The organism is Endozoicomonas sp. 8E, assembly GCF_032883915.1.
In the GTDB taxonomy this organism is placed as follows: Bacteria; Pseudomonadota; Gammaproteobacteria; order Pseudomonadales; family Endozoicomonadaceae; genus Endozoicomonas_A.
This window is the reverse complement of the sequence record NZ_CP120717.1, coordinates 1,019,178-1,043,308: the sequence shown is the minus strand read 5'-3', so window position 1 is coordinate 1,043,308 and position 24,131 is coordinate 1,019,178. Positions and strand designations below refer to the sequence as shown.

4 protein-coding genes are annotated in these 24,131 nt (G+C 49.9%); all 4 read left to right on the top strand.

The window, feature by feature from the left end; translation table 11 throughout:
* Positions 1 to 141 precede the first annotated feature (141 nt).
* On the top strand, positions 142 to 7,932 hold the full coding sequence (locus P6910_RS04065) for an AAA family ATPase (protein ID WP_317145008.1): 7,791 nt from the start codon (positions 142 to 144) through the stop codon (positions 7,930 to 7,932).
* A gap of 385 nt (positions 7,933 to 8,317) precedes the next feature.
* Positions 8,318 to 8,827 carry a hypothetical protein gene (locus tag P6910_RS04060; protein WP_317145007.1) on the top strand — a complete coding sequence of 170 codons (510 nt, stop codon included), beginning with the start codon at positions 8,318 to 8,320 and terminating at the stop codon, positions 8,825 to 8,827.
* 153 nt (positions 8,828 to 8,980) lie between these two features.
* On the top strand, positions 8,981 to 16,423 hold the full coding sequence (locus P6910_RS04055; protein ID WP_317145006.1) for an AAA family ATPase: 7,443 nt from the start codon (positions 8,981 to 8,983) through the stop codon (positions 16,421 to 16,423).
* A gap of 154 nt (positions 16,424 to 16,577) precedes the next feature.
* Positions 16,578 to 24,038 (top strand): AAA family ATPase, encoded by a 7,461-nt coding sequence (locus P6910_RS04050; protein WP_317145005.1) that lies wholly within the window; start codon positions 16,578 to 16,580, stop codon positions 24,036 to 24,038.
* Positions 24,039 to 24,131: the final 93 nt, after the last annotated feature.

Sequence of the window (24,131 nt, the reverse complement as noted above, 5' to 3'; positions counted from 1 at the left end):
GCGATGAGTTTTTCGAGGTCGTTGACTTCCTTCAATGGTTACAGGGAACTGTCCAAATGAAACTTTCATCCCATTTTAAGGTCAAATAATTAGAGACTTTCAACACACTCCTTCAAAGGAAAGCAGTAGAGGAGATTGACTATGGATGGTCAGATCAATGGAAAAACAAACAACCCTGTTTTTAAGACTGAAAAGCCTGATGGCGGCATACCACCCAAGAGAGCAAGGCTGGATTTAAAACCAGAGATTGCAGAGGTCACCTGTGTAACCGCAAGACTGAACATATCGTCAACTTCGAGGGGCCTGCCTGACAAAACGAGAACCGTATCCGCAACGGATTCGTCGCTCCAAAAGGCTACTCATTCCTTCGATTTTCGTTTTGTCACCAGTGATGATGAGGTTCGACAACTTTTGATTGCCAGGACCTGCGATAAACATCAGGATGTTACTGTTATTTCCCACCCCGATGATCTCTCACAGGCTAATCTGGTAAGCCGGTTGAGTATTACCGGCAATGGTCGCCACACTCTGAACTCAGGCAAGCTCTTTGAAAGTTCACAGCCATTAACACTGGTAATAGATATTCGAAAACTCACCAGCGAAGAACTGCCCAAATTTAACGATCTACTGGACCCGAATAAGCCTTGTCTGTACGACAAAGTCAGCCAGAAGAAACGCCTTCTGGGCGAGCATGTCTCTCTATTGGTCCTGGCAGACCCTGCACAGTTAGCATCGGTTGGCCAGCGTCAAGATGCTGCAGCGGCCGGCGCTCCGGGAGCCGCCGCACCGGGGGCTGATTTTTGGCGGCGAATTAATCGACCGGGCAATACCTGGCAGTTCAACGAAAAGACCGGCAATGCCTCATCAATGGATATCAACGAGGTTCGGTTATTGGCTGAACTTCCCTCTGCCGAAAGTGCTATGGATGACGAAGATACCCTTCTTATTAACTGCCACCTGCACAGCAGCTGGCGGCAGTTGTTGCTGGGCGGCCCCGGAGTGGATCAACAAGGGCGCATCCGACACATCCCCGGCAAGCTTGAGTCATTGAAGGCCGGACAACGAGTGATTCTGAAAGGGGCCGACTGGCAGGATCTGGCCTTTGAACAGACGCTTCGACAGATGCTGGCGCAACAGTGCTTTGAGAGCAACGGGAAGATCTGTCCATTACCCGACGATGTTCAGTTTTATCAGATGCCGTTGGGGAATAACGAGCTTCATACTCTGTTCCAAAGTCTGTCTCGCTCTGACAATAAAGAAGATGACAAAGAACTTGATAAAGGGCAGGCAGCAGGAAACCCGATCATCATTAATCAGAGTAATATCAGGGAGTGGCTGAGCCCGATTGCCATTGCCCCGGAAGGCTACGCAGTCCCTAATACCTGTCTTTTGGAACAAATTCGGGCAGGTGGTGTCGTCACCCTGACGTCCCCCCTCACTGAGGCACTCTGGTTTCGTTTGCTGGGTTCACTGCAGACGATTCGCGAGACAACCGGCCTGACGCCCCGGCTTCAGGTGGCTCATCCGGGACAGCAGCCAGAAGCCCTGGGATTGACAGAAAGCGATGAACATCCAATCAAAGATCACGCCACCTTTAATGCCGTCACTTATCAGCAACATGCCCAGACAAGTCATTGGATAAATAATCAGCAGGAAGCCCCTTTGGTCATTCAGGTCACCGAACAGACCGGCTTCAGTCAGCTATTTGATAATATCCATATCACCTCGGAACAACAGGCGCATTTTGGACGACGTCCGAGTAAATTGCAGGAGGCATTGACCGCTGGCAGACCGGTTGTATTCCGGGGACTCGAGCGTAACCCAAGGCTTCAGCAGCTTCTGGAGCCCCTGGTTATTGGGCAACCTCTGTTGGTGAACGGTCAATTACAAGCCTACCCAAAGGCTCATGTCACCCTACTCTGGCCTGAGTTTGGGAAAAGCCCGTCTTCAGTCTTTTATTCGCTGGTCGCCAAGGGTAAACCCTGTCCTGAAGTCGATCTCTGGGCTATCAATGCCAACAGGCATGAAATCCCCCGGACTGAGCTGCCAGAACAAGCGCTTAATAAACTTTACCAGGCGTTTAAAACCGTACCTGCCGGCCGTTTTAACCCTCTGCCTGAAATGAACGAAGGGTTATTGAATAACCTGATAATGACTGCCCGGCGGGCACAACAGGTTGATCAGTCCTCAACGCTTTTACCCCGCCACTGGCGCAGGGCCATTAATAGCGTCATCACCCATGGCACCCGGCAGAATCCGCTCGTCAGGGACTTTATGAAAGTGGCTTGCTGGCAGTTGTTACCAGATAAGATGCCAGATAAGGATCACCCTCTCTCGGTAGACCCGGATCAGTTAATGGCCATCATCAACAGTGCCCCGCGGTTGGATAGAGCATTTTTGGAGCAGAACCTGTGGCGACTGGCCAGAGCCATTGATCTGACGGTATTCAAGAACGGTAAATCTAAAGGATTACTGCTGTCCTATGAAGAACCAGTTTCATTTTGGGGTAAGGCAAAATTTCTGGACAGGCTCTGTGCCCTGATTGTGGCCCTTGGGCCTGAAGAACGTCGTCAGGCCATGGCGTATCAGTTGAAAGTCGATTCGGAGGCAGCGAAACGATATCCACCGTTAACCATCAGGCCATCAAGACAAATTAAACGTTTGCAGGATGCTCTGGCTTCTGGCTGGCAGTTACGTTTGTCACCAGGGCAGACCCGATCCGATGCCATTCAGGCTCTGGCCAGCGATTGTTTTCATAGGGCCAGAACAGCGAATTCTAAGACAGAAGGCATTGAACGCATAGCACATCGACTGTCTGAATCACTGAAATGGACGGGCTCCACTGACAAGCCCCTGCAAGCACTGGTCTGGGATCTTTATCACGGTGAGATAAGTCAGAAAGATCGTGAAAGCCGTCGATTGTCCCGACTCCATGACCGGCTTACGGACTCTCCCGTTATATTCCTGCAGGGAGAAACCGGCACCGGGAAAAGTTACTTTTCTGCCAAAATGGCCAGGGCTTTGGGACAAGCTTCAGTCATTTCCCTTGGACCTTGTGACAGCGAACAGACCCTGATGAAACGCTGGCAGTGGCAACAACACGCCGATGGCGACCGCTCTATGATGCAGCAAAACCGGGCGTTGATGGAATGGGCCAATAGCAAGTCCGACAAAGACGGAGAATACATTACCCTGGTTCTGGATGAAGCCAACCTGACCCAGGCCGGATTACTGGCATCATTGAACGGCTTATGGGAACCGCAACCCTGCATCTATGTGAATGGTCATCCTGTCAAGGTCAGCGCAAAACACCGGGTGATTCTCACCGGCAACCCCGATCATTACTCCGGGCGGCAAATGGATCCGGCCCTGAAAGAGGAGCTGCCCAAGGCTTACTACCGACGTCTGGATCAGGCATTCCTTCGGGACAGGGTGGTGGAACCGGCTCTGGTCAAGCATTTACAAGAGCATCTGACGGAGCAGCAAATAAACGACATTGCATACAGTGCCACCAACAGTGTGATGGCGCTGTGGCAATATTATCAGGAACTCTTGCCCGAGCATGAGTTTACCCCGAGGGATTTAACGGACATCTGCAGTTGGGTGGGTTGGTATCTGGATCGTGCTCAGCCCGCTCGTGTTACCTGTGGGCAAATAAACAGTTTGATACAACACAGTTTTCGGGATGTACTGGGCCCTGAAATCACCGAAACACATCAGGATGCCCTGTCGGCACTGGAAATCTGGTTTGCTGCCCGTTACCAGGCGGAGAACACCCTGAGCGACAGAGTTCTAGACAAGACCCTGTCAGATATTCAGCAGGCCTTCAGTACAGTCAGCGAAAAAATCCGCCCAGACTTTGATACCTCCGGATCGGCAGTCCGTGAACTGGCGCAACCGCTTTGGCAGGATTTAAGCCGCTGTCAGCAGGCTAATCATCGCAAGATAAAACACGACGGTCGTCAGGCGACACTGATTGAAGGCCCGGCCGGACGGGGTAAGGATGCCACGCTGAACCTGGTGATTGAAAGTGTCAAACAGCAGGCTGAACAACGGCAAGCATCCATGCCGGAAGTCTATTACCTGAATGCCTGTGATTGTTCCTGGGACGCAGTGTGTGAAGCCATCCAGAAGGCAAAAGTGGAAGGCGGCATCGTGGTAATTTCGGAAATGAATCTGATCGACAGCCAACATCTGGAAGGGGAGTTAAACGATATTCTGGCCGGTGACGCTCATCCGGGTTTCCATCTGTTTGCCACCATCAACCCACCTGAGTACAGTGGGCGAAAACCCTTATCACCGGCTCTGAAAGGGCGTTTTCGGCATTTGCCCATCCGGCAGTATAACCCGGAAGAGTTACAGACCATTGCCGAAAAAGTGTTGCCAGAGTCCTCACAAGGGACATTCATCGCTAAAAAACTAACAGAGAAACATTGTCTTCTAAGGGCTCACCTGCAAGGCAAAAAACTGCCGTTGCAGCCCACCAGCCTTGATTTACAGAATGCTGCCAGAGCTATCACCAGAGGTGGCGATTTTACCGAAAAAGCCATTCATCAATGCCTCAATCAGCACTACCGGCTTTACCTGATGGCAGCGGGCCTGTCGCTGGAAGAACTACCAGAGTCATCGGCTATTACCACGCGCAACGGTGAGCTCGATTCCGGACTTTGCCATTGGTTCAATGAAACGGTATCGGACATTGATCGTCCGTGGTTGATACGAAGCAGTCATCTCAACAGTGTTGATGAAAAAAAACATGAAATCCTTGTTAACACTCAGCGGGATGAAAAGGAAGTCAGAACGGAAATCATCAAAAGTGTGGCTCAGGCAAAGTGGCAGTCATCAGGCCTTCCCCTGAAGCCGGACGAGTCGGACGATATCCTCACCGGGGCACTTTACCGACACTGGCAGCAACGCTGGTTTAGCAATCATTTTGGCCGGACGAACGTAGACGCTAACAGCGTATTTCCCCTGACGGAAGAACAGCAACAAACACTGAAAATGTCAGCTAACCAGCCTTATCTTCACGCCGCTGATCAGCAGATAAGGGACTGGAAAGCCGATGAAGTTCAATGGTGGCCTGCGTTCTGGCATCAGATCAGTGATCTGCCGAACCATCTGGCAGACGATTTTATCAACGAAGCATCCGCTATTGGTGGTGATAAAGCTCCTGAACAAGACAAGCCAGAAGTCCACGAGAAACAGGCTCAGACATTGGATCAGAGAACGGAGCCTGCGCCACAGACTGTTAACGATGTTTTGACCATTAGCAGTGATAAAGTGCCGCCACAAGTCCACGAGATGCAAACTGCGGCATTGGATCAGAGAACCAACCACGAGCCACAACCTGTTAATAAAGCGTTGGCTGTCTGCGGTGCTGGCATTCCAGAAAAATACATTCCGGAAGTCCATGAGAAAGAGGCTCCGGTATTGGACCGAAGAACGGACTATGAGAATGAGAAAGAGAGCGAGCGACAACTTGACGATTACATAATTTTTGATGATCCGGACCATTTTCCCGGGATTTATCGGTCATTGGCAGAGGATATTTATGTATCACCTGAGGGCAAAATCAAAAGCATCAGTATTAATGATAAACACATGCAGGGAGTCGAAGTCATCATACCTGCCCGGTTACCAGAGCATGACCGGGAAGTGACATTAGCCAGCGACCAAACACTGGCTACCTTTTATATGTCATCAAAAAATGGTCAATTTATATTGCCCAGCCTGACAGTCAAGGACTACATCGTGGCACTGCGCATAGAACCCAATCTGGCATTCACACTGCTCAGGGACCGATATACCGGTATACACACACTATTTATTCCAGAAGCCAAAGCCGACCAGAACATTAAATTTGCTTATGTTGTAGAACCCAGAGAAGCGGGCAAAAAAACAGCTGCTGAAGAAATCCGGCCAGCACAATCAAGACGTTTTGACGCCCAGTGTTGCGAGGGTATGAAAACAGTACTGGACGACGTGTTTGAGAAGATTGAGAAACAGGCATCCAAAGTAAGGAAACCTTTGCTGAAAATAGTAAAGGCTGAAGACACGGAGCAGCGTATCAGGGCAATCAGGGATTATTGCGAAGACTTTTCCGGTGTTGCTGTAGCAAAGCGCAATAAAAATTTCTTTCACTTCCTGGTAACACGCCGACAAGGCAGCTGTCGTCATCGTGTGCCTGTTTTTATTGCTTTATGTCGTTATTTTGGCATTCCATGCCGACAAATATCCAATGATACCCACGCCTTTGCAGAGTGTTCGCCGGACGGTGGCCAAACCTGGAAATCGGTGGATTTGGGCGGAGCGCCTGTCGAGGTAACAGAAATCCTCCCTGAGTTCCAGGACACCAGAAGAGTCAGTGTTTCCGGCACTGAGTTGAAGAAGACCAGAGATCTGCTGAATGGGCACCTGAAAGATGCTGATTTAGCACAACAACAAACTCTGGCTGAAGCCTGCGGAACAAGTCCTGAAGAACTGAACGAGGCCCTTGAGGCAGGCTGTGAATCGCCGGAAACCCTTCCGGATATTTTCGAAATAGTAAAGAATCTCTGGGAGACAAACTATTTAACCGGCTTTTCCATGGGTGTCTCAATATTAGTGTCACTGGAAACAAAAGCATTAGGGTTTGACGAGACGGAGTTGGTTTGTACTGTCTTTGACAAAAGTCATCCGATGTCGGAGACCGTCAAACACATCTTGTCCAGCAGTGATAGAAATCAGGTTACTGAACCCCTCAAGTTATTGCACTCAAAAATGATTATTCATGGCTCATCAGAACCTGAGGACTGGTTAATCTTAATGCAGAATATTCTGAGTGACATTGATCTGACTCCCGCGGTTATTGACTTTGCCCGGGAAGCCCTGGCATCGGGTTGGCTGGATATACCGCCGACCTATGCAGGCCAGATCGTAGAGGCCCATCAACACCATGAGCTATTGGTTCGTCTGCAAGGTGTCGATGAACTGAGGGTTAAAGCCAGCCATTTACTGAAAAAGTGGTATAAGAAATTATTCTTCAGAGAGAAAGATAGCCAGTCATGGCAAAGGGCTTACCATTCCTTCCAAACAAGTAAATTCGGGGCCTTTTTTGTCACTCGTTGTCATCATGGGTTATCGCCATTTCTGGAAAAAAACATTCTCACCTCATCTGTACGCAACGCCTGGACGGACCAACCTGAGGGCATTGCGAATATAGAACGAATGCTGGTTCACCATCCTGCATTTCCGAAATTAATCTCGGGCAAAGCGCACCACCGTCCGGTGATTATCACGGGGAAGCCTGACTTCTGGATATCTGACTTGAAAGTGAAGTATAAAAAGGTCGAAGCCCTGTTACAACAAATCGCTGAGAACCGCTCAGACCTGAAACATTTGTTGGAAAAAAACAGTCAATTTATGGCAAGAAAAAAAGAACTCGAGCTGGCTCTGTCAGCATTGGACAACGACTACACGGCGAGATCACCAGATCATAAAAAGGAATATAGGAAAAAAAGGTCTGATATCTCAAGACGCTACCAATCCATTCTGGAGCCTCTCAGGTTATCTTCAGAGGAAGAAGCTCTCATAAATAATTTACAAGACAAATGCATGAGGGCCCTTAAGCAGGCCTTTAGTCATTATCTGTATGAAGTGACACACCTGAAAGGCGGGTGCCTGACCTATTGCTGGGCCAATGCCCACATAGATGGATGCTGGGATGATCACAGGTATGGCGCTCATGACCCATCCTCACCAGAAGAACTGCATGCCATGATGTCTGCAATCAGAAATGAAGAGCTTGAGAAATCTATTCAGGATGACTGTCTACGCCAGGCACTTAACGCCAGTGATGCTCTGGTGCTCAAAACCAATGAGCTGAATACCATCGCCGAAGAGTTTTTGAACAGCGTGAATTTGAATTCGCTTTGTGAGGCATTGGCTACATGATAACCGTTTGGTCATGATGCGTTATCAGAGATCGGTAACTTCCCTCCCGTCATTCCCGACTTCATTCTCGTCATTCCCGCGAAGGCGGGAATCCACACTGACTCACCACCAGAACCATACTGCCCGGTGCCCCCCTGGCCTTGTCGTCCCCGAGAAGGCAGAGATCCAACGTTAGCGCTGGATTCCCGCCTTCGCGGGAATGACGACCTCAGAGCATGGGAACGAGCTGTTGGAGTTTTGCGACACCCGCGAAGGCGGGAATCCACACTGACTCACCACCAGAACCATACTGCCCGGTGCCCCCCTGGCCTTGTCGTCCCCGAGAAGGCAGAGATCCAACGTTAGCGCTGGATTCCCGCCTTCGCGGGAATGACGACCTCAGAGCATGGGAACGAGCTGTTGGAGTTTTGCGACACCCGCGAAGGCGGGAATCCACACTGACTCACCACCAGAACCATACTGCCCGGTGCCCCCCCGGCCTTGTCATCCCCGAGAAGGCAGAGATCCAACGTTAGCGCTGGATTCCCGCCTTCGCGGGAATGACGACCTCAGAGCATGGGAACGAGCTGTTGGAGTTTTGCGACACCCTCGAAGGCGGGAATCCACATTGACTCACCACCAGAATTATACTGCCCGGTGCCCCCCCTGGCCTTGTCATCCCCGAGAAGGCAGAGATCCACCGTTAGCGCTGGATTCCCGCCTTCGCGGGAATGACGACCTCAGAGCATGGGAACGAGCTGTTGGAGTTTTGCGACACCCGCGAAGGCGGGAATCCACACTGACTCACCACCAGAACCATACTGCACGGTGCCCCCCTGGCCTTGTCATCCCCGAGAAGGCAGAGACCCACACTTGGCCCTGGATTCCCGCCTTCGCGGGAATGACGACCCTTTAGTTCCGCATAGGCCTAAAGACTCTATAACAGCAGGTTGGACACCCCCACAGAGGGGTAACAGTTAAAATGGAACTTTAATCACACCTTACAGGTCTAACCCATTAAACAATTTCAATAAAGTCCTTCAAATGACAGTTGAGAGGGAGATTGACTATGGATGGTCAGATTGATCGAGGTACCAAAAAACACGTTCTTGATCGAAGCCTGCCTGATTATGCCGTGGCAGCCAAGATGGCAAAGCTGGATGTATCGTCAAAGGAAAAGCAGGATGTAGAAATCTGCTCTGAAGTAAGGTCCAGACTAGAGAGATCGCCCTCTTCGGAGACATTGCCTGACAAAACGAGAACCGTATCCTCAATGGATTCCTCGCTCCCAAAGGCGGCTCATTCCTTCGATTTTCGTTTTGTCGCCAGTGATGACCAGGTTCGACAGCTTCTGATTGCCAGGACCTGTGATGAACATCAGGATGTTACTGTTATTTCTCACCCCGATGACCTCTCACAGGCCAACCTGGTGAGTCGGTTGAGCATTTCCGAAGAGGGCCGCCACACTCTCAGTTCGGGCAAGCTGTTTGAAGCTTCACAGCCATTCACTCTGGTGATCGATATCCGAAAGCTCACCAGCGAAGAACTGCCCAAACTTAATGATTTACTGGACCCGGATAACCCCTGTCTGTACGACAAAGTCAGCCAGGAGAAGCGCCCTCTGGGTCAGCATGTTTCTCTATTGGTCCTGGCAGACCCTGCACAGCTGGCATCAGTTGGCGGGCGTGATGACGCGGCCGGCGCACCGGGTGCTGATTTCTGGCGACGAATTAATCGACCGGAAAATACCTGGCAGTTCAACGCACAGACTGGCAATGACCCATCGATGGAGATCGACAAGGTACCTCCGCTATTGACTGAACTCCCCTCTGCCGAAAGTGCTATGGACGACGACAATAGTGTTTTAATTGACTGCCATTTGCACAGCAACTGGCGACAGTTGCTGCTGGGCGGCCCCGGAGTGGATAAACAGGGGCGAATCCAGCACCTGCCCGGCAGGCTTGAGACATTGAGGGCCGGACAACGGGTGATTCTGAAAGGGGCCGACTGGGAAGATCTGGCCTTTGAACAGACAATTCGACAGATGCTGGCGCAACAGTGTTTTGAGAGCAACGGGAAGATCTGCCCGTTACCCGACGATGTTCAGTTTTATCAGATGCCAGTGGGGAAGGACGAACTTCATTCATTGTTCCAGAGCCTGTTCCACTCTCGTGTAAAAAAAGGTGTCAAAGAAGGTGACAATAAAGACTCTGCGCCACGAACCCCGATCATTATTAACGAGAGCAATATCAGTGAATGGCTGAGCCCGATTGCCATTGCCCCGGAAGGCTATGCAGTCCCTGACAACTGTCTGTTAGAGCAGGTTCGGGCAGGTGGTGCAGTCACGGTAACCTCTCCCCTCACTGAGGTTCTCTGGTTTCGTTTGCTGGGTTCACTGCAGACTATTCGCGAGACCACTGGTCTGGAGCCCGAACTTCAGGTGGCTTATTCAAGACGGCAGCCGGACGCTCTGGGTCTGGCAGAAACCGATGATTACCCTCTGTCCAAACTTCAGGAAAAAATGAGCAAGCACCTGGCCTTTCGTGCTGTCACCTATCAACAACCTGGTCAGGCAAGTTATTGGATTAATAATCAGCGGCAAGCCCCTCTGGTGATTCAGGTCAATGAACAGACCAGCTTCAGCCAGCTCTTTGATAATATCCATATCACTTCGGAACAAAAGGCTCATTTTGGCAGAAATCAGAGTAAGCTGCAGGAGGCATTAACCGCTGGCAGGCCGGTGGTATTGCGAGGGCTGGAAACTAATCCAACCCTTCAGCAGCTTCTGGAACCCCTGGTTGTCGGGCAACCTCTGCTGGTGAATGGCCAATTACAGGCCTACCCAAAAGCTCATATCACCCTGCTCTGGCCCAAGGCTGCAAGAAGCCCATCTTCACTGGTTAATTCAATGGTTGCCATGGGTAAGCGGTGTCGCCGGGTCGATCTCTGGGATATTAATGCCCACAAACATGATATTCCCCGGACTGAGCTGCCAGAACAAGCACTTGATGAGCTTTACGCAGCTTTTAAAACCGTACCAGCCGACCTTTGTAACCCTCTGCCTGAAATCACGGAAGGATTGTTGCACAACCTGATAATGGCTGCCCGGCGAGCACAGCAGGTTGACCATTCCCCGCAGCTTTTACCCCGCCATTGGCGCAAGGCCATCAATAGCCTTATCACCCATGGCACCCGGCAGAATCCTTCAGTGCGTGACTTTATGAAAGTGGCTTGTTGGCTCTTGTTACCGGATAAGATGCCGAATGCGGATGAGAATCAGACCGCCTCGGTAGACCCGGATCGGTTAAATGACATCATCACCAGTGCTCCAAAGTTGGATAGAGCTTTTGTGGAGCAGAACCTCTGGCCACTGGTCAGAGCTTTTGACCCGGGAGTACTTAATGAAGAATTAAAACTGCGCTACGAACGTCCATTGCCACCGTGGGATGAAGAAGTTCTCGGCAGGTTCTGTGCCATGATTGTGGCCCATGCGCCTGAACAACAACGACAGGCAATGGCGCAACAGTTGGCAGTCGATCCGGTGTCAACAGAGCCCTGTCAATCCTTAGCCATCAGGCCATCGAGACAGATCAAACGTTTGCAGGATGCACTGGCTTCTGGCTGGCAGTTACCTTTGCCGTCAGGGCAGACCCGGACCGATGCCATTCAATCTTTGGCCAGCGATTGTTTTCATGTTGCCAGAACAGCCAATTCTGACGCAGCAGGCATTGAGCACATAGAAAATCGACTGTCTGAATCACTGAAATGGACGGATACCGCTGATGACCCCCTGTCTGCTCTGGCCCGGGATCTTTATCACGGCAAGATAAGTCAGAAAGATCGTGAAAGTCGTCGATTGTCCCGGCTCCGTGACCGGCTTACGGACTCTCCTGTTATCTTCCTGCAGGGAGAAACCGGCACCGGAAAAAGTTACTTTTCTGCCAAAATGGCCAGGGCTTCAGGACAAGTTTCAGTCATTTCCCTTGGACCTTCCGACAGCGAACAAACCCTGATGAAACGCTGGCAATGGCAGCAACAGGCCGATGGCGACCGCTCTATGGTGCAGCAAAACCGGGCGCTGATGGAATGGGCCAATAGCAAATCCGACAAAGACGGAGAATACATTACCCTGGTTCTGGATGAAGCCAACCTGGCCCAGACCGGATTGCTGGCATCATTGAATGGCTTATGGGAACCGCAACCCTGTATTTATGTGAATGGTCATCCTGTCAAGGTCAGCCCAAAACACCGGGTGATTCTCACCGGTAACCCGGATCATTACGCCGGGCGCCAAATGGACCCGGCCCTGAAAGAGAAACTGCCCAGAGCTTACTACCCACGCCTGGACCAGGTATTCCTTCGGGACAGGGTGGTGGAACCGGCTTTGGTCAAGCATTTACAAGAGCATCTACTGGAGCAGCAAATAAACGACATTGCACGCAGTGCCACCAAAGGTGTGATGGCACTCTGGCAATATTATCAGGAACTCTTGCCCGACCATGAGTTTACCCCCAGGGATTTAACCGATATCTGCAGTTGGGTGGGCTGGTATCTGGATCGTGCCCTGCCCGCACGCGGCAGTGTGACCTGTGAGCAAATACACAGTTTGATCCAACAGAGTTTTCGGGATGTACTGGGGCCCGAAATCACCGAAACGCATCAGGACGCCCTGTCAGCACTGGAAATCTGGTTTGCTGCCCATTACCACCCGAACAATACCCTGAGCGACAGAGTTCATAACAAGACCCTGCAGGAAATGCAGCAGACCTTCAGTACAGTCAGCGAAAAAATCCGACCAGACTTTGATACCTCCGGCTCGGCAGTCCGTGAACTGGCGCGACGGCTTGGGCAGGATTTAAACCGCTGTCAACAGGCTTATCATCTCAAAATAAAACACGGCGGCCGTCAGGCAACACTGATTGAAGGCCCGGCCGGACGGGGTAAAGATGCCACGCTGAACCTGGTGATTGAAAGCGTCAGACAGGAGGCTGAGCGACGGGGAGAATCCATGCCGGAAGTCTATTACCTGAATGCCTGCGATTGTTCCTGGGACAAAGTGTGTGAAGCGATCCAGAAGGCAAAAATTAAAGGTGGCATCGTGGTGATTTCGGAAATGAATCTGATCGACAGCCAGCATCTGGAAGGGGAGTTAAACGATATTCTGGCCGGTGACGCCCATCCGGGTTTCCACCTGTTTGCCACCATCAATCCGCCTGAATACAGCGGGCGAAAACCCTTATCACCGGCGCTGAAAGGACGTTTTCGGCATTTACCCATCCGGCAGTACAACCCGGCAGAATTACAAACCATTGCCGAAAAAGTGTTGCCAGAGTCCTCAGAAGGGACACTAGCCGCTAAACAGCTAACAGAAAAACATTGTCGTTTAATGGCTCACCTGCAAGGCAAAAAAATGCCATTGCAACCGACCAGCCTTGATCTACAGAATGTTGCCAGAGCCGTTAACAGAGGGGGTGATTTTAGCGACAAAGCACTTCATCAATGCCTCAATCAGCACTACCGGCTTTATCTGATGGCAGCTGACCTGTCGCTGGAGGAACTGCCAAATTCATTGGCTCTTGCCATGGATAAAGAAGCGCTTGACACTGAAATGTGCGAATGGTTCTACCAAACGGTATCCGGCATTCATCGCCCATGGCTGATACGAAGCAGTGATCGCAACAGTCTTGATGAAAAACGCCATGAAATTCGTATTAACGCTCATCTCGATAAAGTGGCAGCCAAAACGGAAATCATCAAGGAGGTGGCTCTGGCCAGGTGGCAGGCATCCGGTCTTTCCCTGAAGCCGGATGCGTCGGACGATATTCTCATCCGGGCACTGTACCGATACTGGCAGCAATGCTGGTTCAAGCATGAGTTTGGCCACACGGGCGTGGACGCCAACAGCCTGTTTCCCATGACGGAAGAAGCGGAACAAGCGCTGAAAATGCCGGATTCCCAGCCTTGTCTTCGGGAGGTTGATCAGCGGATAAGCACATGGACATCCAATGCCGTTCAATTACGGCCTGAGTTTTGGCATCAGATAATTGATCTGCCAAGCTATTGCATTGGCGATGATAACGCGCTTGAAAAATACAAACCTGAAGACTTCAAGAACCAGGCTCCGACATTGGATCAGAGAACGAACTACGAGGTTCTATACGAACCTGATCCTGTGGATCATATAGTTTTTGATACGGATAAGAATATTTCCCGTATGTATCGGTGTTCGGCACTGGATGTATACGTAACTTCTGAGGGTAATATCAAACTGATCGATCTTAAGGATATACACATATGGGGTGTCGAAACCCTCATACCTGACCGTTTACCCGGGCCTGACCAGACACTGACATTAGCCAGCGATCAAACGCTGGGAACCCGGGAATTATCATCGGACAATGGTCAATATGCATTGCCCAGCCTGAAGCCCAACGATTATATCGTGGCCCTGCGTGTGGAACCCGATTTGCCATTTACCCTGGTCAGGGACCCATATACCGGGCTTCACACACTGTCTGTTCCTGAGGCCAAAGCCGGCCAGCGTATCAGAGTGGTTTATGTTGTGGAACCGAGAGAGCCGGGCAAAGCAACTCATGCCAGACAAACCCCAACAGATTTGGACACCCACTGTTCAGAAGGCATGAAAACAGTACTGGACAGGGTATTTACGACCATTGACCAACAACGTCGAGCCAAAGTACGGGAGCTTTTGCAGACCATAAAAGACGCCAAAGACACTGAGCAACGAATCGAGGCGATCAGGAAGTATTGCCGACGGTTTTCCGGTAAGGCAAAACCAGAGCGTACGGAAAATTTCTTTGAATTTCTCGTCACACGGCAGCAAGGTAGCTGTCGTCATCGTGTGCCTGCTTTTGTTGCTTTTTGCCGTTATTTCGGAATTCCATGTCGACAAATCGAAAGCTTTGTCCACGTCTTTGCCGAGTATTCCGGGGATGGCGGGCAAACCTGGAAGTCAGTGGATTTGGGTGGGGAGCCTGGAGAGACGGAAGAAACGACAATTAATTTCCAAGCCACCATAAAGATCACAGATTCCAGCAATAAATCAAAGAAAATTAATGCTTTACTAAAGGATTTCCTGAAACGGGCTGATTTAGCACAACAACAAACTTTGGCTAAAGCCTGTGGCATGAGTTTGGAGGAACTGAACAAAGACTTTGAGACAAACAGTGCATGCCCGAAAGTCAATCTAAGTATTTCTAAAATAGTCATGAACCTTTGGGAGGAAAACAATTTAACCAGTTTTTCCGTGGGCGTCTCATTGCTGATGTCGCTTGAGACAAAAGAATTAGGTTGGGACGAGATTGTATTGACGGGTACTAAGGACGGCGAAGATGGGAATACCTACAGCCCAATGTCGGAGGCGGTAAGAAAAATATTGTCCAAGAGTGATGAAGATCAAATCACTGAACAACTTAAGTTACTTTATTCAAAAATGATTATTCAGGGTGGAGCAAGCCCTCGCCAGTGGCTGAGTTCAATAATTATGATACTGATGGACAGTGACTTAACTAAACCTGCGGTTATTCACTTTACCAGTGAAGCCTTGAAATTGGGTTGGCTGGATCCACTGACGGCCTCTGGCCCGTACCGGGTCAATATCAATGCCTATGAATTTCATCAGCTATTGGTGAGCCTGGAAGCTGTCGATGAACTGAAGGTTAAAGCTGCCCATTGTCTGAAAAACTGGTACAAGGCCTATTTGTCCAGGGAGAAACATAGCTATTCATGGCTGTCAGTCCCTGAGCACTTCCAGAAGAAATTAACCAGGACTATGTTGGTCACTCACGAACATGATGGGGTTTCGCCATTCCTTAAAGGTGAAATAGCCTGCTTATCTTTACAAAGTTCCTGGTCGGACGAACCTGAGGGCATTCCAGATATAGAGCGAATGCTGGTGCACCATCCTGCGTTCAGGAAATCAAGCTCGGGCAAGGCAAACCACCGACCCGTGATTATCCTGGGGCAACCTTCCTGGAACAACACGATGATTAAGGAAAAAGCCGAGGCTCTGTTTCAACGAAAAGTTGAGAACAGCCCGGACCTTAAGATGTTATTGGAAAACACCAAACTGAAGTCCTTTGTCAAACTGGAGTCCTTTGCACTGTTACCGGAATATCAAAGGCGTTTAGATAATTTAAGAAACAAATACCAGCAAGCGATTCAGCAGGCCTTCTGTCATTACCTGTATGGAGTAGCCCACTCGAAGGGCGGTAGCTTATCGTATTGTTGGGCCCAAGCTCAAATGCAAGAGTCCCTGAGTCAAGATTTCTATGGCGCTCATGAGCCATCCTCAGCAAAAGAGCTGTTTGACATGATGCGTTATATTAATAGCTCTTTATCCTTTCAGAATTCTGTTAAGGATGCTTATTTAAAGCAGGCACAAAATGCCAATAACGCTCTGGTGCTCAAATCCCGTGAGTTGACAAAAATTGCGGAAGAGTTTTTGAGTACCGTGAATTTGAATTCGATTTATGAGTCATTGGATACCTGACAACCGTCTGGCCATGATGCCTTATTCGAGATCGGGAACTTCCCCCAATGGCAACGAATAACGACCAAAATGGAACTTTAATCCTACCTTAAGGTCTAACCATTAAAGAGTTTCAATGCAGTCCTTCAAATGCCAGTTGAGAGGGAGATTGACTATGGATGGTCAGATTGCTGGAGGTACAAAAAAACGCGTTCCTGATCGCAGCCTGCCTGATTATGGTGTGGCAGCCAAGCGAGTAAAGCTGGATTTATCGTCAAAGGAAAAGAAGGATGTAGAAATCAACTCTGCAGTGAGGCCCAAACTAAAAAGATCGCCATCTTCGGAGATGTTGCCTGACAAAGCGAGAACTGTGTCCTCAACGGACTCCCTGATTCCAAAGATCGCTAATGCCTTCGATTTTCGTTTTGTCGCCAGTGATAACGAAGTTCGACAGCTTCTGATTGCCAGGACCTGTGATGAACATCAGGATGTTGCTGTTATTTCTCACCCCGACCACCTCTCACAGTCCAACCTGCTGAGCCGGTTGAGCATTTCCGAAGAGGGTCGCCACACTCTCAGTTCGGGCAAGCTGTTTGAAGGTTCACAGCCATTCACTCTGGTGATCGATATCCGAAAGCTCACCAGCGAAGAACTGCCAAAACTTAATGATTTACTGGACCCGGATAACCCTTGTCTGTACGACAAAGTCAGCCAGGAGAAGCGCCCTCTGGGTCAGCATGTTTCTCTATTGGTCCTGGCAGACCCTGCACAGCTGGCATCAGTTGGCAGGCGTGATGACGCGGTCGGCGCACCGGGGGCTGATTTCTGGCGGCGAATTAATCGACCGGAAAATACCTGGCAGTTCAACGCACAGACTGGCAATGACCCATCGATGGAGATCGACAAGGTACCTCCGCTATTGACTGAACTCCCCTCTGCCGAAAGTGCTATGGACGACGACAATAGTGTTTTAATTGACTGCCATTTGCATAGCAACTGGCGACAGTTGCTGCTGGGCGGCCCCGGAGTGGATAAACAGGGGCGAATCCAGCACCTGCCCGGCAGGCTTGAGACATTGAGGGGCGGACAACGGGTGATTCTGAAAGGGGCCGACTGGGAAGACCTGGCCTTTGAACAGACAATTCGACAGATGCTCACGCAAAAGTGTTTTGAGAGCAACGGGAAGATCTGCCCGTTACACGACGATGTTCAGTTTTATCAGATGCCAGTGGGGAAGGACGAACTTCATTCATTGTTCCAGAGCCTGTTCCACTCTCGTGTAAAAAAAGGTGTCAATAAAGACTCTGCTCCACGAACCCCGATCATTATTAACGAGAGCAATATCAGTGAATGGCTGAGCCCGATTGCCATTGCCCCGGAAGGCTATGCAGTCCCTGACAACTGTCTGTTAGAGCAGATTCGGGCAGGTGGTGCAGTCACGGTAACCTCTCCCCTCACTGAGGTTCTCTGGTTTCGTTTGCTGGGTTCACTGCAGACTATTCGCGAGACCACCGGCCTGGAGCCCGAACTTCAGGTGGCTTATTCAAGACGGCAGCCGGACGCTCTGGGCCTGGCAGAAACCGATGATTACCCTCTGTCCAAACTTCAGGAAAAAATGAGCAAGCACCTGGCCTTTCGTGCTGTCACTTATCAACAACCTGGCCAGGCAAGTCGTTGGATTAATAATCAGCGGCACGCCCCTCTGGTCATTCAGATCAATGAACAGACCGGCTTCAGCCAACTGTTTGATAATATCCATATCACCTCGGAACAAAAGGCTCATTTTGGCAGAAGTCAGAGTAAGCTGCAGGAGGCATTAACCGCTGGCAGGCCGGTGGTATTGCGAGGGCTGGAAACTAATCCAACCCTTCAGCGGCTTCTGGAACCCCTGGTTGTCGGGCAACCTCTGTTGGTGAATGGCCAATTGCAGGCCTACCCAAAAGCTCATATCACCCTGCTTTGGCCCAAGGCTGCAAGAAGCCCATCTTCATTAGTTAATTCAATGGTTGCCATGGGTAAGCGGTGTCGCCGGGTCGATCTCTGGGATATTAATGCCCACAAACATGATATTCCCCGGACTGAGCTGCCAGAACAATCACTTAATGAACTTTACAAAGCCTTCAAAACCGTACCTGCCGACCTTTGTAACCCTCTGCCTGAAATCACTGAAGGATTGTTGCACAACCTGATAATGGCTGCCCGGCGAGCACAGCAGGTTGACCAGTCCCCACAGCTTTTACCCCGCCATTGGCGCAAGGCCATCAATAGCCTTATCACCCATGGCACCCGGCAGAATCCGTCAGTGCGCGATTTTATGAAAGTGGCTTGTTGGCACTTTTTACCCGATAAGACGACGAATGCCCATGAGAAGCCGGATGAGATTCAGATCGCCTCGGTAGACCCGGATCGGTTAAATGACATCCTCACCAGTGCGCCACGGTTGGATACAGCCTTTGTGGAGCAGAACCTCTGGCCGCTGGTCAGAGCTTTTGACCCGGGAGTACTTAATGAACAATTAGAACTGTCCTATGAAAGTCCATTGCCATTGAGGGATAAAGAAAAAGAAGAAGTTCTGGGCAGGTTCTGTGCCATGATTGTGGCCCATGGGCCTGAACACCAACGACAGGCAATGGCGCATCAGTTGGCAGTCGATCCGGTGTCAACAGAGCCCTGTCAATCCTTAGCCATCAGGCCATCGAGACAGATCAAACGTTTGCAGGATGCACTGGCTTCTGGCTGGCAGTTACCTTTGCCGTCAGGGCAGACCCGATCCAATGCCATTCAATCTCTGGCCAGCGATTGTTTTCGTATTGCCAGAACAGCGAACTCTGACGCAGCAGGCGTTGAGCACATAGAAAATCGACTGTCTGAATCACTGAAATGGACGGATACCGCTGATGACACCCTGTCTGCTCTGGCCCGGGATCTTTATCACGGCAAGATAAGTCAGAAAGATCGTGAAAGTCGTCGATTATCCCGGCTCCATGAGCGGCTTACAGACTCTCCCGTTATCTTCCTGCAGGGAGAAACCGGCACCGGGAAAAGTTACTTTTCTGCCAAAATGGCCAGGGCTTCAGGGCAGGCTTCAGTCATTTCCCTTGGACCTTCCGACAGCGAACAGACCCTGATGAAACGCTGGCAGTGGCGACAACATGCCGATGGCGACCGTTCTATGGTGCAACAAAACCGGGCGCTGATGGAATGGGCCAAGACCGAATCCAACAAAAACCAGGGATACATTACCCTGGTTCTGGATGAAGCCAATCTGGCCAAAGCCGGATTGCTGGCATCATTGAATGGCTTATGGGAACCGCAACCCTGTATTTATGTGAATGGTCATCCTGTCAAGGTCAGCCCAAAACACCGGGTGATTCTTACCGGTAACCCTGATCATTACGCCGGGCGCCAAATGGACCCGGCCCTGAAAGAGAAACTGCCGAGAGCTTACTACCCACGTCTGGATCAGGCTTTCCTTCGAGACAGGGTGGTGGAACCGGCTCTGGCCAATCATTTACAACGGCATCTGCCGGAGCAGCAAATAAACGACATTGCACACAGTGTCACCAAAAGTGTGATGGCGCTGTGGCAATATTATCAGGAGCTCTTGCCCGACCATGAGTTTACCCCCAGAGATTTAACCGATATCTGCAGTTGGGTAGGCTGGTATCTGGATCGTGCTCAGCCCGCACGCGGCAGTGTGACCTGTGAGCAAATACACAGTTTGATCCAACAGAGTTTTCGGGATGTACTGGGGCCCGAAATCACCGAAACGCATCAGGACGCCCTGTCAGCTCTGGAAATCTGGTTTACTGCCCGTTACCAACCGGAGAACACCCTGAGCGACAGAGTTTATAACAAGACCCTGTCAGATATTCAGCAGACCTTCAGTACAGTCGCTACAGAAATCCGACCAGACTTTGATACTTCCGGATCGGCAGTCCGTGAACTGGCGCAGCGGCTTGGGCAGGATTTAAATCGCTGTCAGCAAGCTTATCATCGCAATATAAAACACGGCGGTCGTCAGGCGACACTGGTTGAAGGTCCAGCCGGACGGGGCAAGGATACGACGCTCAATCTGGTGATTGAGAGCGTCAGACAGCAGGCTGAAAAACGGCAAGAATTAATGCCGGAAGTCTTTACTCTGAATGCCTGTGATTATTCCTGGGACAAAGTGTGTGAAGCGATCCAGAAGGCAAAAATTAAAGGTGGCATCGTGGTGATTTCGGAAATGAATCTGATCGACAGCCAGCATCTGGAAGGAGAGCTAAACGATATTCTGGCCGGTGAAGCCCATCCGGGTTTCCACCTGTTTGCCACCATCAACCCACCAGAATACAGCGGGCGGAAACCCTTATCACCGGCGCTGAAAGGACGTTTTCGGCATTTGCCGATCCGGCAGTACAACCCGGCAGAATTACAGACCATTGCCGAAAAAGTGTTGCCAGAGTCCTCACAAGGGACATTCGTCGCTAAAAAGCTGACAGAAAAACATTGTCGTTTAAGGGCTTACCTGCAACAGACAAACCTGCCGTTGCAGCCGACCAGTCTTGATCTACAGAATGTCGCCAGAGCTGTTAACAGAGGGGGGGATTTTAGCGATAAAGCACTTCATCAATGCCTCAATCAGTACTACCGGCTTTACCTGATGGCCGCCAAACTATCGCTGGAGGAACTGCCAAAGTCATTGGCTCCTGCCATGGGTAAAGGATCGCTTGATCCTGAGCTGAGCGAATGGTTCTACCAAAGGGTATCAGGCATTGATCGTCCCTGGTTGATACGGCGCAGTGATCGCAGCGCTATTGATGAAAAACACCATGAAATCTGTTTTATGGCTCATCCAACGAAAGAGGAAGCCAAAACGGAAATCATCAAGGAGGTGGCTCAGGCCAGGTGGCAGGCATCCGGTCTTTCCCTGAAGCCGGATGCGTCGAACGATATTCTCATCCGGGCACTGTACCGATACTGGCAGCAATGCTGGTTCAAGCATGAGTTTGCCCACACGGGCGTGGACGCCAACAGCCTGTTTCCCATGACGGAAGAAGAGGAACAAGCGCTAAAAATGCCGGATTCCCAACCTTGTCTTCGGGAGGTTGATCAGCGGATAAGCACATGGACATCCAGTGCCGTTCAATTTCGGCCTGAGTTTTGGCATCAGATAATTGATCTGCCAAACCATCGGGCTGGCCATAATATTAACAAAGCACTGGCTGTGGGCGATGATATCACGCCTGAAAAATACAACCCTGAAGTCCTGGAGAAACAGGCTCCGGCATTGGACCGGAGAACGAACTATTTGGTTCTGACGACACCAGATCCTGAGGGTCATATAGTTTTTGATACGGATAAGAATATTTCCCATATGTATCGGTGTTCGGCACTGGATGTATACGTAACTTCTGAGGGTAATATCAAACTGATCGATCTTAAGGATATACACATATGGGGTGTCGAAACCCTCATACCTGACCGTTTACCCGGGCCTGACCAGACACTGACATTAGCCAGCGATCAAACGCTGGGAACCCGGGAATTGTCATCGGACAATGGTCAATATGCATTGCCCAGCCTGAAGCCCAACGATTATATCGTGGCCCTGCGTGTGGAACCCGATTTGCCATTTACCCTGGTCAGGGACCCATATACCGGGCTTCACACACTGTCTGTTCCTGAGGCCAAAGTCGGCCAGCGTATCAGAGTGGTTTATGTTGTGGAACCGAGAGAGCCGGGCAAAGCAACTCATGCCAGACAAACCTCAACAGATTTGGACACCCACTGTTCAGAAGGCATGAAAACAGTACTGGACAGGGTGTTTACGACCATTGACCAACAACGTCGAGCCAAAGTACGGGAGCTTTTGCAGACCATAAAAGACGCCAAAGACACTAAGCAACGGATCAAGGCGATCAAGAAGTATTGCCAACAATTTTCCGGTAAGGCTAAACCAAAGCGCAGTGCCAATTTCTTTGAATTTCTCGTAACACGGCAACAGGGTAACTGTCGTCACCGTGCTCCTGTTTTTGTTGCATTATGCCGTTATTTCGGGATTCCATGTCGACAAGTCGCAAGCTTTGTACACAACTTTGCTGAGTATTCCGGGGATGGCGGGCAAACCTGGAAGTCAGTGGATTTGGGTGGGGAGCCCGGAGAGACAGAAGAAGCGACAACTGATTTCCAGCCCAGCATAAAGATCACAGATTCCAGCAATAAATCAAAGAAAACTAAGGCTCTCCTGAAGGATTTCCTGAAAGGGGCTGATTTAGCACAACAACAAACTTTGGCTAAAGCCTGCGGCATAAGTTTGGAGGAACTGAACAAAGCCCACGAGACAAACAGTGTATTCCCGAGAGTCAATCTAAGTATTTCCAAAATAGTCAGGAACCTTTGGGAGGAAAACAATTTAACCAGTTTTTCCATGGGCGTCTCATTGCTGATGTCGCTTGAGACAAAAGAATGGAGCTGGGAAGAGGTTGATTTGATCTGTATTACGATCAAAAACAAGAGGATTGTCTCCGGACCAATGTCGCAGGCAGTAAGAAAAATATTGTCCAACAATGATGAAGATCTAATCACTGAACAACTCAAGTTACTTCATTCAAAATTCATTGTTCAGGCCGGAACAAGCGCTTTCATTTGGTTGAGTTCAGTGGTGGACATACTGAAAGACAGTGACTTAACCAAACCTTCGGTTATTCACTTTGCCAGTGAAGCTGTGAAATCGACTTGGCTGGATCTACCGTCGGACTATCAATATATGCATAACGTCGAGATCAATGACTACCATCAGCTGTTGGTGAGCCTGGAAGCAGTCCATGAACTGAAGGTCAAAGCCACCCGTTATCTGAAAAAATGGTACGAGACATATTTGTCCAGAGAAAAAGATAGCTGGATATGGCTTTTAGCTTATGCGAGCTTTCAGGAGGAAATCGGTAGTACCATGCTCGTCACTCACGACCATGATGGGTTTTCGCCATTCCTTAAAGGTGAAATAGCCTGCTTGTCTTTACAAAGTTCCTGGTCAGACGAACCTGAGGGCATTCCAAATATAGAGCGAATGCTGGTGCACCAACCTGCGTTCAGGAAATTAAGCTCGGGCAATGCAAACCACCGACCCGTGATTATCCTGGGGCAACCTTCCTGGGACAACACGGTGATTAAGGAAAAAGCCGAGGCTCTGTTTCAACGAAAAGTTGAGAATAGCCCGGACCTTAAGCTGTTACTGGAAAAAATTAAACTGAAGTCCTTTAAGGTGTCATCGAAATATCAAAGGCGTTTGGATAATTTAAGAGACAAATACCAGCAAGCGATTCAACAGGCCTTCAGTCATTATCTGTATGGAGTAACGCACTCGAAGGGCGGTAGTTTGACCTATTGTTGGGCCGAAGCTCAATGGTGGAACTCCAAGAGTGAAAATTACTATGGCGCTCATGAGCCATCCTCACCACAAGAGCTGTTTGACATGATGAGTGGTATCAATAGCTCTTTATCCTTTCAGAATGCTGTTAAGGATGCTTACTTAAAACAGGCACACAACGCCAGTAACGCTCTGTTGCTCAAATCCCGTGAGCTGACAAAAATTGCCGACGAGTTTTTGAACACTGTGAATTTAAATTCGCTTTATGAGTCATTGGATACCTGATAACCCGTTGGCCATGATGAGTGTTTTGAGATCGGGGATTTCCTCCAGCAGTTACGGCTATTTCTTTATAGCAATCGAACTTTTGCCCATTTC